The sequence below is a fragment of the Bacillus sp. TH17 genome (genome assembly GCF_016651125.1).
Lineage (GTDB): Bacteria > Bacillota > Bacilli > Bacillales > Bacillaceae_G > Bacillus_A > Bacillus_A mycoides.
Genome location: NZ_JAEKEN010000001.1, coordinates 2,596,866 through 2,615,236 on the forward strand (window position 1 = coordinate 2,596,866; position 18,371 = coordinate 2,615,236).

The 18,371-nt window shown below is 34.0% G+C and carries 16 protein-coding genes, 1 pseudogene and 1 riboswitch; of the genes and pseudogenes, 3 read left to right on the plus strand and 14 right to left on the minus strand.

Annotated elements, in window-relative coordinates; genetic code table 11:
* Window positions 1-9: 9 nt before the first annotated feature.
* The 11 genes and pseudogenes from JFT95_RS13230 to JFT95_RS13280 all read right to left on the minus strand — a co-directional run bounded on the left by JFT95_RS13230 (window position 10) and on the right by JFT95_RS13280 (window position 12,342).
* Complete coding sequence (locus JFT95_RS13230; protein WP_201052484.1) at window positions 10-1,416, minus strand: MBOAT family O-acyltransferase; 1,407 nt, start codon at window positions 1,414-1,416, stop codon at window positions 10-12.
* Window positions 1,417-1,496: 80 nt separating this feature from the next.
* Window positions 1,497-2,186 (minus strand): GDSL-type esterase/lipase family protein, encoded by a 690-nt coding sequence (locus tag JFT95_RS13235; protein ID WP_061675993.1) that lies wholly within the window; start codon window positions 2,184-2,186, stop codon window positions 1,497-1,499.
* Between the two features lie 426 nt (window positions 2,187-2,612).
* Window positions 2,613-3,293, minus strand: a complete 681-nt coding sequence (locus JFT95_RS13240) for a GDSL-type esterase/lipase family protein (RefSeq protein ID WP_201052486.1) — start codon at window positions 3,291-3,293, stop codon at window positions 2,613-2,615.
* 92 nt (window positions 3,294-3,385) lie between these two features.
* Complete coding sequence (locus tag JFT95_RS13245) at window positions 3,386-4,228, minus strand: polysaccharide deacetylase family protein (RefSeq protein ID WP_201052487.1); 843 nt, start codon at window positions 4,226-4,228, stop codon at window positions 3,386-3,388.
* Between the two features lie 275 nt (window positions 4,229-4,503).
* On the minus strand, window positions 4,504-5,187 hold the full coding sequence (locus tag JFT95_RS13250) for an N-acetylmuramoyl-L-alanine amidase family protein (RefSeq protein WP_201052488.1): 684 nt from the start codon (window positions 5,185-5,187) through the stop codon (window positions 4,504-4,506).
* 126 nt (window positions 5,188-5,313) lie between these two features.
* Window positions 5,314-7,097: pseudogene (locus tag JFT95_RS13255) on the minus strand (sensor histidine kinase).
* Window positions 7,094-7,780, minus strand: a complete 687-nt coding sequence (locus tag JFT95_RS13260) for a response regulator transcription factor (protein WP_012261222.1) — start codon at window positions 7,778-7,780, stop codon at window positions 7,094-7,096. The pseudogene JFT95_RS13255 and the gene JFT95_RS13260 overlap by 4 nt, the downstream one beginning before the upstream one ends.
* Window positions 7,781-8,092: 312 nt before the next feature.
* The gene (locus tag JFT95_RS13265; protein WP_002013624.1) at window positions 8,093-8,419 is read right to left on the minus strand and encodes a hypothetical protein; all 327 of its coding nucleotides are present in this window, start codon (window positions 8,417-8,419) and stop codon (window positions 8,093-8,095) included.
* A gap of 268 nt (window positions 8,420-8,687) precedes the next feature.
* The gene (gene menA / locus JFT95_RS13270) at window positions 8,688-9,599 is read right to left on the minus strand and encodes a 1,4-dihydroxy-2-naphthoate polyprenyltransferase (protein WP_201052489.1); all 912 of its coding nucleotides are present in this window, start codon (window positions 9,597-9,599) and stop codon (window positions 8,688-8,690) included.
* Window positions 9,600-9,903: 304 nt separating this feature from the next.
* Complete coding sequence (locus JFT95_RS13275) at window positions 9,904-11,334, minus strand: IS4 family transposase (RefSeq protein ID WP_201051382.1); 1,431 nt, start codon at window positions 11,332-11,334, stop codon at window positions 9,904-9,906.
* 243 nt (window positions 11,335-11,577) lie between these two features.
* Window positions 11,578-12,342: an SDR family oxidoreductase gene (locus tag JFT95_RS13280; protein WP_002142399.1), complete on the minus strand. Its 765-nt coding sequence runs from the start codon at window positions 12,340-12,342 to the stop codon at window positions 11,578-11,580.
* A 166-nt stretch (window positions 12,343-12,508) separates the two neighbouring features.
* Between JFT95_RS13280 and JFT95_RS13285 the strand changes: the two genes are divergently transcribed.
* Entirely contained in the window at window positions 12,509-12,949 is a 441-nt protein-coding gene (locus JFT95_RS13285) for an Lrp/AsnC family transcriptional regulator (protein ID WP_071710651.1), read from the plus strand.
* A gap of 135 nt (window positions 12,950-13,084) precedes the next feature.
* Here JFT95_RS13285 and JFT95_RS13290 read toward each other — a convergent pair whose 3' ends face one another.
* A complete protein-coding gene (locus tag JFT95_RS13290; protein ID WP_201052490.1) occupies window positions 13,085-14,290 on the minus strand; it encodes a M20 family metallopeptidase in 1,206 nt (401 codons plus the stop codon).
* Between the two features lie 88 nt (window positions 14,291-14,378).
* A riboswitch (SAM riboswitch) is annotated at window positions 14,379-14,480 on the minus strand.
* A 75-nt stretch (window positions 14,481-14,555) separates the two neighbouring features.
* Entirely contained in the window at window positions 14,556-16,865 is a 2,310-nt protein-coding gene (locus tag JFT95_RS13295) for an AAA domain-containing protein (protein ID WP_201052492.1), read from the minus strand.
* 111 nt (window positions 16,866-16,976) lie between these two features.
* Between JFT95_RS13295 and JFT95_RS13300 the strand changes: the two genes are divergently transcribed.
* Complete coding sequence (locus JFT95_RS13300; protein ID WP_201052493.1) at window positions 16,977-17,369, plus strand: VOC family protein; 393 nt, start codon at window positions 16,977-16,979, stop codon at window positions 17,367-17,369.
* 288 nt (window positions 17,370-17,657) lie between these two features.
* A complete protein-coding gene (locus tag JFT95_RS13305; RefSeq protein WP_201052494.1) occupies window positions 17,658-18,014 on the plus strand; it encodes a hypothetical protein in 357 nt (118 codons plus the stop codon).
* Here the strand turns inward: JFT95_RS13305 and JFT95_RS13310 are convergent.
* Entirely contained in the window at window positions 17,989-18,321 is a 333-nt protein-coding gene (locus JFT95_RS13310) for a DUF1904 family protein (RefSeq protein WP_002142404.1), read from the minus strand. The two genes, JFT95_RS13305 and JFT95_RS13310, sit on opposite strands and share 26 nt — an antisense overlap.
* Window positions 18,322-18,371 lie beyond the last annotated feature (50 nt).

An 18,371-nucleotide genomic window follows, 5' to 3' on the forward strand; every position in this document is an offset into this window, starting at 1 on the left:
ACGATATCATTAAAACCTAAAGTATAAGAATGGATTATATGTGTCATTCACTAAATACGCCGTTGAAAGAACTGCTAGTATGACATACAAAACTGGAATGCCAATAGCACCTAGTAACTTCAGCTTTTCTCTAACATATACAATTGCCCTTTTTGGGAATGGTGTTGAACAACATGCAAGGACAATAAATAGTATAAAATTAGTTGTTAAATAATATAGAGTTTTATTATCCAAGAAAACGGATTGATTAAAGCCAAACATTGTTCCTATGAAATTCATTGCTACTGATAAGTTTTCAAATTCAAAAAATACCCATCCTATTAAAACAATGATAAGTGTATACACATGTCCGATAAAGCTCATTCTATTTTTAAGCCATTTTAAAAGAAATAGCTTTTCTAGTGTTACAAATAATCCAAAATACAATCCCCAAACAATAAAATTCCAGTTCGCTCCATGCCATAATCCTGTTAAGAACCAAACTATAAGTAAATTTCTAAGTTGCTTGATTAATCCAGTCCGATTTCCGCCGAGAGGAATATATACATACTCTCTAAACCATGATCCTAACGATATGTGCCATCTACGCCAAAACTCAGTTACACTTTTTGATATATAGGGATAATTAAAGTTTTCTGGAAAATCAAACCCAAACATTTTACCTAACCCTTGAGCCATAGCTGAATATCCTCTAAAGTCAAAATAAATTTGGAAAGCAAAAGCAATAATCCCAATCCATGCTGTAAGGATCGTAAGTTCTGATATAGAAGTTGTTTTTACACTTGTCCAAAGAAGTCCTATATTATTAGCTAAAAGTACTTTTAATGCAAGGCCTCTAATAAACAATTCCATTCCTTCACCAAAACGATCAAATGTTACTTTTCTTTCTTGTAATTGTTTATCGATATCACTGTATTTCACAATAGGTCCTGCAACAAGTTGAGGGAACATCGTAACATAAGTACCAAAAGAAATAATATTTTTTTGCGCTTGTACTTTCCCTAAATAAACATCAATCACATAAGACATCGTTTGGAAAGTATAAAAAGAGATCCCTACTGGAAGAGGAAGGGTCTCAACCGTAATATTTAAGTTAAAAATCGTATTGATATTATCCACCACGAAACCATAATATTTGAAGAAACCAAGTATTCCTAAATTTATTATTATGGAATTAATAAATATCGCTTTTGTAATACCCTTTCTATCTCTATATTTATCTATAAGCACGCCATTAACATAGTCAAATATAGTAGAGAATATCATAATAACTATATAAACAGGCTCACCCCATGCATAAAAAATGAGACTGACGATAAATAATATACAATTTCGAAGAACTTTAGGTGATACGTAATAAATAATAAGAGCTAATGGTAAGAACATGAAAAGAAAAATCAAACTACTGAACACCATTGTTCTTTCACCTCCTACAATTGTTTTTTCTTAAAAATTTACAGTCCTTACATAAGAACTGTAAATTTCAAATATAGATACTACTTAACAGAACCTTTCAATTGTTCAAGTAGCATCTTGTAATAATCAGCTTTAAAATGCACACCATCTGAATCATGAACATCTTTGTTTTTTTCAAAGATCGGGGATAAATCAATGTACTCTACTTTCTCAGTTTTTGCTAATTCTTTAAGTTTCACGTTATATTCATCAATATGTTTATATTGCGGATATTCCTGTAATACGCTATCTGTAACTGGTGTAACAGATAAAAGGTGTATGCTTACATTTGGAAGTTTCTCTTTTATTTTTTGTATTAATTTGGAATAGTTATCTATTGAAAACTTAACTGGATTTTCGATAGGCTTTCCTTCGAGGTCCATAGGCATCAGTAAATCATTCGTTCCAAAGCTCATAAAAATATGTTCAGGTTTCTTTTCTACTACTTTGTTAACATCTTCCTCTATAGCCATTGCTGTAACTTTCCCCTTGTCAGCAATAATATTTTTATCTTCGATTAATTCTTGATCAATCATTCCTTCAGTAATGGAATCTCCAAAGAATAAACTATTTTTAAAAATAGGTTTATACGCACTATCTTTCGATGTTTTTTCATGCGTAGCATTTTGAGTAACCTTATTTGATGGTTTTTCAGTCTCGTTATTTACACAGGCTGCGGAGGTCAATGCAACGGCCCCCGTAAGTAGACAAACACATACTTTCTTTAACATTTCTATCTTCCTCTCAAGTCATTATTTCGTAAGCGATGGTGTATATAGCAATGTTATTTTTGTTTTCAATGCGAACCTTTCGTTTACAAAATATAGATTAAGCGTTATAGGTAAAGATGAGATGCAGATTATATAGATATAATTTAAAGAATCAACAGTTTGAAAATTAGTTATTAAATAACTTAACAGAAGAATAATTTGATGCTTATATTTCTGAGATTGAATATGAAATTTGATTGAAGAAAATGTGTTTAATAACCCCTGAAATGGTTTGTTAACGGTCGATTTCAAGATAGGGAATATGTGTTGGTTTAAACAAAAAAGGAAGCGAATTATTGTAGCTAGCAATAGTTCACTTCCTTTTTGTATTAGCTATAAACATTAAACACATTAACAGTAATAACTTAATAATAAAAACGTTTTTGTTTATTTTAATTGATTTTTTAAATATTCTAACCAAATCGGGTAAAATTCAGATTTAAAATGGATGCCATCCTTAACATAGAGATCTGGATTATCTTTAAATATCGGAGACAAGTCGATAAAATTCACTTGTTCTTTCTTTGCTAACACTTTAAATCCTTCGTTAAAATCATTAATGTTTTTATAACGCTCTTCTTTTTGTGTACGTTCTGGTGTAACTGGTGTAATTGATAGGATATTTATTTTGGTATCAGGTAATTTTTCTTTTATTTTTTGAATCAGTTGAGAATATTGGGTTATTGTAGATTCTTTTGTTTCACTAAGATTACATAACCCAAGTAAAATAAATATATTTTTCGGTTTTTGATTAACTACTTGCTCTATATTTTTTTGAGCATCTCCAATTGATTTCCCTATACCACTTACAATGTTTTCTTCGTCTAATATATCAATATCATGAAGTCCATCTGTAATGGAATCCCCTAAAAATACACTTGATTTAAAAATAGATTTAAATGTCGAAGTATCTATATTAGACGAAGAGATGTGTTCTTTTTCAAAAGTGGTAGAAGAAGAGTCTATTTTAGAGACTGGACTAGTAATATCTCTCTGACTATCTAGATTTCCGCAAGCTGATAAAGCGATGATACCTATCAATGGGATTGTAATTATTTTTTTAATCATATACAATTTCCTTCCTTACAGTGCTTTTATTAGTAAAATTAGATAACATTTTTACTGATAAAAACCAATTTTTAAAGACAACCATGTATATACTATAAACGTTGATCTTTCTGGAAATTTAGTCGAAAATGATCCGCATCATTGTAAACACCAAATTCATATCCATTTTCTTTATAAAATTTAATAATTTCAGGAAGAGCTTGTAATGTTTGCGCCTTTTCATGCATTAAAACAACTTCTACTTCTTCTGTTGTCTGTTTCTTTACATTTTCGATAATCTGAGTTGGATTATCTTTTAATTTCCAATCATTTGAGTCTACTGTCCAATCCCAAACTTTTATTGCTGCTTCTACAATTTGATTACGAATTTCCTCACCCTTTAATCCTGGTGCAGATCCATATGGCGGACGGACTAGTTTAGGAGTTGTGCCCGTAATATTATGGATAAGATCTAACGTTTCTTTCATCTCTGGTACAAATTGTCCCTTTTTGTATAGCTTATCACTATTATGTGTCATACTATGTGCACCAATATAATGTCCTTCTTTTACTGCTCGTTTTACATTTTCCTGAAAACCTGTATTTTGTAAATTACTACCTTGCATAAAAAATGTCGAAGCAACATTTTGCTCTTTTAGTACATCTAAAAATTTCCCAGTCAATTCACTAGGACCGTCATCAAATGTTAAATAGACAACTTTTCCTACCGGTTTTCCATCAGGTCTTTTTTGTTTTGCTGGTGATGTTTCCTTTTTCTTTTCTTGTTGTTGCGTATTAACTTGTTTACTACTTTCATTAGCTACTCCCTTCGCTGGGATAGAGTGCCATTTTCCAATTAAAAAGAAAGTGAAAAAGGTCGTTGCTAAAACAACTCCTAGAGATATTATTACCTTAGTTAATCGACTTGTTTTTTTCTTACTTTGTGATTCTTTCATTATTTTTCGATCCTTTCCCTATTAATTTTCATATTCATTATTTATAAGGCTGAATCATTAGTTTCAACCGGTGTTTACAATAAATAGATTAATAGAGATGGATAAAGATAAAATGCAGATAATGTCGAAATCAGTTAAAGAATAGCTTATTGCATCCACTCTTTAGAAAAATATTTGTTTTTAATTTAAAAACTGGATATACACCCAAAATAAAAAATACTACTCTTCCTAATTAAGATTTAGAAAGAATAGTATTTTTTTATTTGCCTATTTTATTACATCGTAAAATAATTAATAATGCCATCCACAATTCCTTTTTGCGATTTTGCTTGGAATTCTTCTGAATTCATTCTTTTTTCATCACTCGCATTAGATGTAAACCCTAATTCTATTAGGATAGCCGGAGAAGGATTTTCTCGTAAGACAAGAAAATCACTGCCATGAACGCCCCTATCTCGGCTGTCTATATTTTGATCAAAAATAGCTTCTTGTACGATCTTAGCTAATTTTTTATCTTTCCTTTTATTAGATCCATAATGAGTTGTTATTCCTTTTACATTTGTATCCTCAAAAGCATCATGATGAATGCTAATATAAAGATCCGCCGCATGTTCTTTCACTACTTTGACACGCGCTTGCAATTCTTCCTTTTGTTTTGTTTCTGAAAGTAAACTCGCATCTTTTTCACGCGTCAATATAACTTTTGCATCCGTTCTTTCTTCTAATTCTTTCTTTATATTTTGTGCTACTTTTAAATTAAGCTCTTTTTCAATCGTTCCAAATTTCTTTCCTTTCGTCCCTCTATCTCCTCCACCATGCCCTGGATCAATTACAATTGTTTTTCCTCTTAATCGTAAATCCTCTTGTGATATATTTTTATGACCCTTAGCATGTATGAAACTAACGCCAGTGCCCATTATTAATATAATAAACAAAAGCAATATCGCTCTTTTTTTCATTTTAACAATCTCCTTATCAACTTTTCATTCCGTTTCTAATGAAAATAGTAATGAATGTTGATAAAGATAAAATGCAGATAATGTCGATTTTGTTTAAAAATGATAAAAACGTGTAGAACGAAAATTCTACACGTTTTTATTTAAATAGAAGAAAAATAATACTCCATCTTCTGTATTCAAAACACCATATTCTGCGCCATGCAGTTCTAATATATTTTTTGAAATAGCAAGGCCCAATCCTGTTCCGCCTTTTGAGCGTTGACGAGACGTATCGCCTCGATAAAAACGATCCCATATTTTTTCTACATGTTCTGGCGCGATATGAGCCCCTTTATTTTCTACACATACTTTTACACGTTTATTTTCTTCTATTGTAGAAATAATAATATCCTCATGTTCTGGTGTGTAACGAATCGCATTCGTAATAAAGTTAGTAACCACCTGTTCTATTCGATGTGGATTTGCAACTACCTCAATTTTAGAAAGTTGTTTATGGACATGTAATTGCTTAGCTGTTATATCCGAGGTTAATTGCTCACATATATAATCAATCATCTCATCAATATGGAAAACATCCATTTCCATTTTATACGTACCAGACTCAAATTTTGCTAACTCCAGCATATCAATAATGAGCATATCCATTTTATCTACTTCTTTTGACATTGCTTTAAAGTAATAATCCTTTTTATTACTAGCAACACCATCCTCCAAAATTGAAATACAGCTCTTCATAATACTTAAAGGCGTTTTTAACTCATGTGAAACACCCGCAATAAATTCTTTACGTGTATTTTCTAATTGCTTTTCTTTCTCTATATCTTGCTGCAATTGATTAATATACGAATGCAAAGCTTTAGAAAGTGTATTAATATTTTGTGATAAAGCACCTATTTCATCCTTTGTAGTAATAGGTATTGTCTCTGAGAAATCTAAACCAGCGATTTTTTTGTAGTATCATTTATTTGTAATAGTGGTTTGGCAATTTTATTTGAATAATAGAACGATATCAAAACGATTAAAATCAAAACAAAGATAATTAAATATACATAATAATCCTTTATCATTTGCACAGCTTCATCAACTGGCTGTAATGATGTCATAGCAAATATATAATTCACCTTACCATCTGCATCTATTGTTGGTTTGATTAATATTTTATATTTAATATCATTTTCTTCATAGTCCACTATTTCTGTAGAAGTAATATTATTTGGTTTTTGATTTAATATTAAATCAACCTGAAATTGTTTTATTCTATCTATTAACACACGATTTCCATAAATAGAGTTAGTTCCTACAGTACCCTCCGGTAACTGCACGTTCTTAATACTTCCTGCTAAATATAACTGTGAATTTCCTTTTGAAGATGCGATTTTTGGGCCATATAGCTTCTCTGACAATTGCTTGTTCTCTAGCCCAACATTCTTCTCTTTTATTGTTAACATCGCAGGGACTACTGCATCACCTTCCTGCACTCCATCGATAATAATATGATTCCCCTGTTCTAAACTATCTTTTATCCTTTGTATATCTTCTAAATTAACAAAACTATACAACGGTATCTGAATTAAACGTTCAGAAAAGGTGTTATTTCCGTTAGGATCTAACTGAATTTCTAAAGAAAAATCACTTGCATATTTTATATTCCCTACACTATTTAACGTTGTAATCCATGTCGCATTATCTTGATAGAAATTTTGTTCCAACTCTTGAATCCTTTTCACGTCATCTCCAGCTTTTATATATGCCTTTTCAAAGGATTGAATATTCGTTTTAATATCATTAACTTTTCGATTCGAATAATATTGCTTAAAAAATATGGTTTGTCCAATAAAAATAGTCACTAAAATAAGTGTGCATAATGCCGTAGTTAATATAAATAACTTTAATACAATTCCTTTTTTCATACCTGTCCCTCAAATTTATAACCAGTTCTAACAACGGTTACAATACAAGTCGCTTTTCCCCCTAATTTATGACGCAAATTACGGATATGACTATTAACAGTACGATCATCCCCAGCGAATTCATAACCCCAAATTTTAGTGATTAGTTGTTCTCTCGAAATTACAATCCCTTGATTTTGCATGAAATACGTTAATATTTCAAATTCTGTATGTGTCATACTTATGTCTTCCCCATCTACAGTTACTGTACGAGAAGGGAAATGTACATGGATACCACTACTAGTTAATGTGTCTGCAGTAGATACATTAATAGTGGAAGAATATCGGCTTTCAATTAATCGTTTTGCCCTTGCCAATAAAATAGGAGGACTATATGGTTTTGTAACATAGTCATCCGCTCCCATTTCAAATCCCAGTAAAGTATCATCTTCATCCACCCGAGCCGTTAGCATAATAATAGGTACATTAGATTTCTTCCGAATTCGCCGGCAGACCGCCCAACCATCTAATTCCGGTAACATAATGTCTAAAATAATTAAATGTACCTCATGTTCTTCAAATATAGATAATGCTTCTTTCCCATCAATCGCCTCTAAGACGTTATATCCTTCGTTTAGTAGGTAATCCTTCATTATTTCACGTAAAATATCTTCATCTTCTACAATTAAAATTGTTCTTTGCATATTTCATCTTCCCCACGATTAATTTTATTTTTATGAAGAAATAGTTCATTATATATTTTAACCAATTAGTAATCTTTCACTATTTCTGTCACTACTAAATGCAACATAGTTATATCAAGATAATAGCATGCTGATATAAAGATAAAATGCAGAGATAACTGTAATTCTTCAGCAAATAATGAAACTCATCTTGAATCGAAAGATCCATACAAAAACGCCATCCTTTCTGTATATTTCTACAAACAGGATAGCGTTTTTTCATATTAAAGGTAGAATTATAAGGTAATATCAATTATACGTAATACTTGATATTTAATTGATATTAGAACTTATTACTTTATATTTATCTTCTTTTGCAACATCTATAATTGCATCAATTTTTTGTTGTTCATTATTCAGCTCATGCCCTTCGATCCAAACTTTATATCCTATTTCTCCCACTACTCCAACTTTAGTTATAACAACATCTAACTGTTTTTCTTTTTGAAAATATTCAATAGCAGTTGCCTTTGCTTTTTCTTGAGTTTTTGGAAATTCTTTGTCACTTAATGGATCTTTCGTTGTTAATGTAATGTAAGAGACAAAACCAATAATAATTAAAGTTATGGTAGAAAGTCCAACTAAAAATATTTTTTTCATTCTTCTTCATCCTTGTCTATCTTTTTTTAAAGATTAACATAATATTTATCGTTTTTCAATAAATAAATATCGCATTTTACTATTTTTTTATTGAATCACTCTACAACTTAGACAAACATTAAAATCATTCCTCTAATCATCCTGATCTTTATCTCAACTAATCTATTACATAATGTAGATTTATAAAAGGTTTTGATCATTATTAAAGAAATAAAAAAATAAAAACCCCAATCTCTCTATATTAAAATTGAGAAACTGGGGTTTTTATTTAAAACAGATAACTAATTAATAATCCTGCTGATAATAAGAAGCCAAAAATCGTATTTGTCATCGCTGTTGATTTCATTGCGATGCGCATATACCCGGGATCCTTTGCTCCTTTTTGGAAACTTTGAATAGCAGAAATTGGCTTTCTTAAACCTAGGAACATAACTAATGCCCAAGGGCTTATATAACCCATCAATACAATCACCGCGATCCATAAATAAGCAACGAAAAAGGCTACAGCTAGTGTTACTATTGCTTTTTCTCTCCCAAGGAGGATTACTAATGTCTTTCTTCCACCTTTAATATCTTCTTCGATATCTCGGATGTTATTCGACATGTTGATTGCACCGACTAAAATTCCAATTGGAATGGAAATCAATACACTTTCAGTCGTTATCGTATTCGTTTGAATAAAGAAAGCAATAAGTACAAAACATGTCCCCATTAACAATCCAGAAACTAATTCTCCAAACGGAGTGTACGCAATTGGTAATGGACCACCTGTATATAAATAGCCAACCGCCATCCCGATTAAACCGATAACGACTAACCACCAGCTGCTATTCATACAAATATAAACTCCAATAATTGCTGCTACTACATACAATAAAAGCGCAACTGTTAACACATTTTTCGGTTTCAATCCGTGACGGACAATTCCACCACCAATTCCAACAGAATCAGCGGTATCTAATCCACGTTTGAAATCATAATACTCATTAAATAAATTCGTTGCTATTTGCAACGCTAAACATGCACTCATCATCGCAATAAATAAAAGCCAATGAATGTCTGTAACATACAGTGATGCCACTGTCCCTAAAATTACAGGTGAAAATGTCGCCGTTAACGTATGCGGGCGCGTCATCTTCCATATTAATTTAGCGGAACTAATTTCTTTTTCTGTCCCCATAACTCTGTTCAATCTCCCTACATTTTAAGTATAAATGACTAGCAGTATCTTTCTATCTATTTCCTGCTTCACATCTATTATATCAAAAAAAGAATTAGCGATAGAACTTTAATGCTCTTGCTTGCACCATAACTTTGCATCAAAATATCGTTTTTTCTAATATGGGGTGGTACCCCATCGCTATCAAGCTAAGCTTATGCAAAGTCAATTTTAGGCGAGATTGTTTCTTTTTTCTAAAGAGCAAGTGTAAGTGTTTGAAAGATTTGCATACGAAATAAACCCTAACGGGTTTCACTTTTTTGAATTAAGCGGCTTGGTTATCAGACATGGTACAATTGTAAACGACACCTAATATATCAAAGATCGTTTTTTTATCATATCGATGAGATTTCCGCCCATTTTGCTGTAGGAGATTGAACAGGCGAAGTAACACCTTTGATAGCTCTTGGGTGTTTTTTTGTATAGTTTGGAATAGAAGAAGAAAATAGTCTTTAATCATATATATGGCTTTATACTCACTAAGCTCTTGTTTTTTCTTCATGAGGAGTAATTGGCGCATTTGAAACATGATAGAAGAACAGAGTAGAATGGCAATCAATTGACCATATAAATGGCACTCCAATCGTTCTGGTTTTATCTTTTTACAATGATGGATTTGAAAGAATGACTTCCACGTTTTAAATAAAATTTCGATTTGCCAACGCAAAGAATACCAGTCATGTACCTGTCCCATCGGGACAATATCTGTAGGGGTGTTTGTCATATATACATTGATACCACTGAGCCGTTTACTACGAGGAGAATACTTCATTCCTTTCTTTTTTTCTCTTACAGCTTGATCTTGTAATCGTTTTTGTTGCTGTTGTTTTGTTAATCGGTGAACAATTACACGAGCTGGCACTTTATCAATCATTCCTACATAAGCATCAGCTATTTCACATGTTTGTCCTGGTTGAAGGGAGCTCATTAACGTCTCCATATCTATCTGTATATACTCTGTACCTTTCTTAATTCTTCCGTCTTGAAAATAATCAGGGTTAGGATTTTTTTGATAAATACGTGTATTCGACTTGATACGAGAGATATAGTAGGCCTCTTTATCTTGTATATATTGAAGGTCTTTTAAATGAAAATAACCTAAATCTCGGATACATAAATCATTCGCTGTCACAGTTGGGGCACACAGAGAGCCGTAAGTGCGATCATGTTGTTTACCTGGACCTGTATGAATATGTAAGAACTGTCCACTTAACAAATCATACTCAAGTTGAATTTTTATCCCAGCCGTATGGCTGCATCCTCCTGCACCTGGATAAACCGATGAAAATACATCCGGGAGTTGAAATGCAGTTGAATCTAAAATACGAATACGCTTGAAAACAGAAGTGTATGGAGAAGAAATCGGCATAGATGCGGCCAATTTTTTGCTTAGTAGTTCGGCTAGTAGGTGTTGTAAAAGTTGGACGGCCGCCTTATTAAACCGTTGATTCAGTCCCTCAGGACTGATGAGTACTTCTGTTGATGCTTCTAAACAGCTAGATAACTGAGTTAAAGAAGTCATAGCTATATTTTGGCTCAACCATACACATAAAGCTACTAAATCTTTTGCTTGGTACTTACTGGTTCGTTGTACAAAGCCAACATCTCTAGCAAGATTCCGTAAGGTATTTGGAGATAAAAAACTTTGAATCTCTTGAGCAAATAGTTGTAATTCGTCATACACAGAAACAGACATAAAAAACGCCATCCTTTCCTATGATTCTACAGAAAGAATAGCGCATTTTTTCATTCTAGGGGGCATTTCTTTTTATTAGCTTGATAGCGATGTGGCGGTACCCCATACCCATCAACTTAAGAAAAAGAAATGCCCTCAAAACGAAAAAATGAGCGGCTTCTCAAAATAGCTATCTGTAGAGAAAGAAAATTTTAATTTAGGGGGATATGAAAATATTAGCTTGATGTGTATGAAGTAGTGCCCCTATAAACAAAATCCTCCAGAAACATCTAAAATTTGCCCTGTTACCCAGCGACTATCAGAAGAAGCAAGGAATGCGACTGCACCTGCGATATCTTCAACTTGCCCTATTCGTCCAAACACAGATGAATTCGTAGCAAAATTTCGTATTTCCGGATTATCTAGCAATTTCGCATTAATATCTGTCTTCGTATATCCAGGCATAATTGTATTCACTGTTATCCCTCTTTCTCCAAGATGTTTAGCTAGAGGAAGTGTCATCGTATTTAATGCCCCTTTACTTAAACCGTATGCAATTGATCCTGTAAAACCGATTCGTACTTCGGCCGATGAAATGTTAATAATGCGCCCTTCTGCTCGTAGTAATGGTAATGTTTGCTGAATTAAGAAGAACGGTGCTTTAATATTTACGGCCATAATTTCATCAAAAACTTCTTCTGTCGTATTTTCAATTGTTCCTTGTGTACCTATCCCTGCATTGTTTACTAAAATATCAATCTCTGATGTACCAACTCTTATTTGTAATTCATTCTTCAATTGTTCTACTATCTTTTTGACACCATCAATTGAATTGAAATCCGCTTCAATTAAGAATGCCTTTCCTCCATTAGATTCAATCTCACTAATTGTTTCATCTGCAGCTGCTTTATTTCGACCATAGTGAATTGCAACTAATGCACCGTCGTTTGCCAATCTCATCGCAATCGCACGACCAATACCGCGACTCGCCCCTGTTACTAACGCTACTTTCCCATCAAGATTCTTCATTTTTTCCACCCTTCCTAAATTTTCGTTTATTAAATCCTATACTTATATTTTTAAGCAAATACTAATAATTTTAAATATAGATTTATAGGTAATTTAGTTCCTTTACTTATGATATTATAGTTATAATTTACGATTTACTTTAGAAAATAAAAAAGGGGGCTATCCAATGCAAAACACAGTAAAACTAGATGAAATTGACCATAAAATTATGAACTTGTTGTATGAAAATGCGAGAATTTCCGTTTCAGAAATAGGACGAATTATATCCATGACGCAACCTGCTGTAAAAGAACGAATTAACAAGCTTGAAGATCAAGGGGTTATAGCTGCTTACCGAACGAAATTTGAGCCTTCCAAAATTAATAAAAACATCCAAGCATTCATTATGTTCAAAACGAGTCAATGCTCTGATTTTATCCAATATTGTAATGCCGCTCCTGAAGTAACAGATTTATATCGAATTAGCGGGGAGTTTAATTATATGATGAAGGTCATGAGCGATTCGATGGATTCTCTCGCTACATTTTTAGACTCCTTAATGCAATTTGGATTATCGTCTCCTTTAATTGTTTTAAAGAGTGAGTTTGAGGAGAAATTGTCGTTCTGATAAGAGGGTACTAAGATAAAGATACCGAGTGTATGTGGAAAAATTCTTATATAATGAAAAAAGAACCAGCCTATGGCTGGTTCTTTTTTCATTCAATTTCCTACTAGAAAATCCAGAGATACGTCTCCTTCTCACCTATCCCTGATTTCTCTGCGCCTCTCTAAACTCCTCCTTCACCTTCTCTAACAAACCTTCTTCTGTAATTAATCGATACGCCGTATTTGCTAGTGCTTTTGCGGATGTAATTAGCGCTTTATCTCCTAATTCTGAACGTGCCGCTTCTCTAAATTCATTCGTATGTGCAATTAAGTCATCTGGACCGATTTTAATGTACGGATGAATTGTCGGTACAACTTGGCTTACATTTCCTGCATCTGTTGAGCCAATTCCTACTCTTTCTTTACGGTTTACATCTTCACCTAGTAGTTCTAACTCTTCCGCTACGACGTCATTAAATGTTTTTGTCACGAGCAATTCATCAATTTCATTTTGGAATTGATGAATTTTTACTTTTGTTCCTGTTGCTAATGCTGCTCCTTGTGCAATATTTCTGACTTTCTCTGTTACTTCCGCACATCTTTTTCTCGTTGCTGCGCGGATGAAGAACCTTGCTGCGGCGTAGTCAGGAATAATATTAGGTGCTTTTCCGCCCTCAGTAATAACACCATGAATTCTCACATCTGACGGAAGTTGTTGGCGAAGTGCATTAATACCGTTATAAAGCTGGATAATCGCATCTAATGCGTTAATTCCTTCTTCTGGTGAGGCCGCTGCATGAGCTGTTTTTCCGTAAAAATGAAAATCAAGTGGATTGACCGCTAGTGATGGACTCGTTGGAGCTGTTTTTCCGCTCGGATGAATCATAAGCGCCGCATCAATGTTTTTAAATAAGCCAGCTTTCACATAACTCGATTTTGCGCTACCATTTGGCCCGCCCTCTTCTGCTGGTGTTCCGAACACGACAACTTCTCCGCCGATTTCCTCAAGCGTTTCTGATAACGCGATCGCTGCTGCAACGCTAATTGTGCCAATTAAATTGTGACCACATGCATGACCGAGTCCTGGTAAAGCGTCATACTCGGCTAAAAATGCGATAACTGGTCCTTGTTTCCCGGAACTTTTTCGTGCGATGAACCCTGTTTCATGACCAGCTATATTGTGCTGCAACTGAAATCCTGCGCTTCCTAACAACAAACTTAACGTTCTTGATGCGTAAAATTCTTGGTTACCAATCTCCGGATTCGCATGAATATTATGACTTGTTTCTATGTACTTTTCCTTATTTCTTTCTATACTCTCTTCAATTGTTTTTCTTTGTGACGTTACTCCTGTCGCTCCCATTTTTCTTCCTCCTTTTATTTTCACGTAAAAAAGCCTCTTTCTAAAAGATAGAAAGAGGCTTCTGTATATACAGTCAAAATGAGCTTCTTTCTTATCTTTCAAGTTACCTTGCTGGAATTGGCACAGTATTCATAAAGAATCCGCTGCCGAGGTGTCATAGGGCCAGTCCCTCAACCTCTCGTGATAAGAATTTTCATAAAATTATATTAAATTATTTTCATTCTAAGTTCATTCCAGGCAAAAGTCAAGGAATTCCTATCTGAATTTACCGAATATCTAAAAACCCTTTTAATACGCCAATTGTTTCAGGTGCTTGTAATCTTGCACATATGTACGGAAATTCCATACTACCTTCAAACATCATTTGAGATGTAAGAGGTGCTCCTGCCCAAAAGATTTCATCATCGATTACGATAAACGGGAATGCTTTATTTTGTCTTTGTAACTTTACATTTTTTAACGGAACTGGTCCATCACTATACACTGTTATTTGCGCATTTGTACGCATTAACGCTTGCCAGACTCGCTTATCCACTTGCTTTGTACTTGGAAGTGAAATGATAATTTTTCGTTTTGCGGCTAAAATATCTTTCAATAACCCTTTCGGCTCTTCAAGATTCATTTCCATAAACCAGCGTAAACGTTGCGAAATTTTTCGCTCCCACAATTGTCTTGATGTCGTGCGATCATATACATCTCCGTGACGTTCTATATGAGCTGTTAATTGTGATAACGCTTGTTTTCTCGAAAGGTTTTTACGCATATAATGGCAATCTGATAATTGAATGAACTTCCCTCTCGCCCTTGTCACTGCAACGTTGACGAGGCGATGATTTTTATGGTCAAAGAATAACACGCCAGGTCGTTCTTGCGGATAACTATCTACCGTATCAAAAATCATCATATCTCTTTCAGACCCTTGAAACTTATGAACTGTCGCCGCTAAAACTGGTATGTTTTGATATTTCGTTTTCTGCAACATTTCTCTAATGCACGTTGATAAAAAGCGGGACTGTGCCCTGTAAGGCGTAACTACACCGATAGATTGAACACCGTCTAACAATCCAATTAACATCATTTGCATCGCTACTAAACCAGACATAATATTAAAACGAGAACCGGAAGCAGCGTCTTTTAAAGAAAAGGCTCCCATTAAGCTCGTATCAAATAAAACACTCGCCTCATTTGCGAACGGTTGCAGTTTCGCTAGTTCTTTACGCTCTGAAACAGATGGATGATCGTATACTCTGTTTTTATAAATAAACGAATTCGTAAACTTCGATATATCCGTATGCATACGTCTTTGCTCCTGCAGCATAAAAAGGTTCGGATGTGCTTCTGATTTATTTACAGAATCAACAATCCCTGCATGATAAAACATATCTTCACCGAGCCATTTTCGAACGAATTCATGGTTCGCCATCGCAATCGGAGGTAACTGTAAAAAGTCACCACAAACGACAATACGTTTCCCAAGTGAAGCAGCTAATGCGATTTGCGGAACATAAGCCATACTTACTTCATCTACGACAACTAAATCAAATGTACGCTCATAAATAAGTGAATCAATTGCACATTTCGATAAAGTCGCACCGATTACTTTCGCATTTTCAATGTATTCTTTTTCTACTTCTTTAATTTTCGCTTTTTGCTTTCGAAGATCACTTTCAATCTCTTGTATACGCTTCTTATCAGCAGAAGTCGCTTTATATGATAAAATCTTTTCACGAAGATCTTGTCGTGTCTCTTCTAAATAGAGTCTTTCTTCTCCCCAAGATCCATTCGTCGTTTCAACTAACTTCGATGCAAGTAACGTTTCATGATTTCGTATATGTTCATGTTGACTATAACCGTAACGAACAATTTCTCCAGGCGTCCATTTCTTCTTCTTCTCAATTTGCTTCGTTACTTCACTCATTAATACGTCTACTGCCGCATTACTATGAGCTAACACAAGTACCGATTTTCCTTTTTGATAATGAGCAGAAATAATACGCGATAAATTGTAAGACTTCCCTGTTCCCGGTGGTCCCCACACGTACGTTGTTGGATTGTAAAAAGAACGATACGCCAATTCATTTTTCGTATTTTTCATCTTTTCAATATGTTTCGGACTGCTCGTCCCATCAACAAGACGCTTTATACGATTACGTTTCAGCTTATCTTTATGAGCTTCTTTCAATCTCTCTTGTAGTTGTTCTAACAATTGCCACGGTTCACTGTATAAAATGGCTTCTCGTATTTCGCCTTGTATATAATCATTTAACTTCAATTCGATTTCTAATCCATGTACAGATAATACTTCCCCTGTCGCTTCCTCACCATCGAACTCAATTCGAATTGGTGAACCTTCAGGTAAGCTTACTTCCGAAATAAGCTGAAATACGTATACTGTACTTTCATAATCTGTATATAAAAAACGACCGTTAATGATAGAGATTTTACTACCACCTATCGTTTTCCAATGTTTAATTTCATATGCTAATGCATAATGCCACTCTTTCATTGTTTCCGATAATGAAGGAGTTTGAGTAGTTGTATTCATCGTATAATCTCCTTCCTTCTCCCCAAACATACTTTCTCACTATACCATATAACACGCTAAAATTTGTAAGGTTTTTATCTTGCTTATTTTCTTAATTTTCAATAATATATTGTATATAATTTTCAGAAAGAAGGAATCCACATGCCAGTTAGACGAATCGAACACGTTGGACTTATGGTTACAAACATAGAAACATCTATTTCATTTTATGAAGAAGTAGTCGGCTTACAGCTCATTAAACGTATGGGGCACCCGAATCCAGACTTAAAACTCGCTTTTTTAGGTGTGGAAGAATCGAAGGAAACGATACTCGAACTCATTGAAGGTTATAACTCTTCTCTTCCGGCAGAAGGAAAAGTACATCACATTTGCTTTAAAGTGGATTCATTAGAGGATGAAATCGAAAGACTACAGAAACAAAAAGTAACCTTTTTACTAGGAGAAGAAATTGAAACATTACCAGATGGAACACGTTACATATTCTTCGCTGGTCCTGATGGAGAGTGGATTGAGTTTTTCGAGACGGAGAGATAAAGTGAAACTTTAATCAGTGGGGTTTTGTTCATCCCCCACTGATTATTAGTTGAACCAATCGGGCTTTTACGGGCAGTTGATCCCCACCTAACTTCTGTGCTTCCTCTGGATTTTGAGGTGGGGGTCTTACTGCCCGTTAATGCGGGATAAAGTAAGACTTTAAGATAGAAAAGGAGCTGGAATTCCGGCCCTTGTTTTTACAAGTGCATATCCAGTAACAATAAAACATACCTCCAACCTGAGAATTCACCAAGATTAAAAACACAATCCTTTTGTTAGGAGTAGAGAATGATTAATACAATCTATATTATTATTTTTTGGATACTTATACTATTTCCAATCCTGTATGTAATTAAGATACAGCGCTGGAATATAAAAGTGGCTGCCGTATTTGTTGGAAGAATCCTATTAAGTATGATCTTTTTCATAAATGGAATGGTGTTAGGACTGCAACGAAATTGGGCAGAGCCTCCCTATGAAACAGAATGGGATTTCTTTATAAAGTCTTTATTAAACGGGAAAACTGATGCACTTATACACTTGGTACTTCTAATTATTATCATTACTTTGGATCTAGTCATCACATTTTATTATATTAATAAAAATCTTTCAAATAGCTCTAACTTGCACAATGCTTCCCGTTAATATAATACGCTGATTCTGTGAAAACCGTAAATACAACCTCTACTTCTGGAAGTCCAAAATCCATTACATATGTAGTAATGGCCTTGGCAAATCGATCACGAATTTCCTGTCCACGCTCGAACCATTTCACTTCAATAAGAGGAAACGCTTCTATTTCTTCTCCATTGAATACAAACGTAGAACTTGGTAGTTCCAAGGTGAAATTATCCGTACCACACTCACAGATATCTGCGAGCTCTTCTACTAATGGCTTGCTTATGCTTTTTAATTGTTCAATAGTAATTCCACGAAACACAACATGCGGCATGTGAATCCCTCCGTTAGATAGCTTTATATTTGCTCACATCATAACACAAT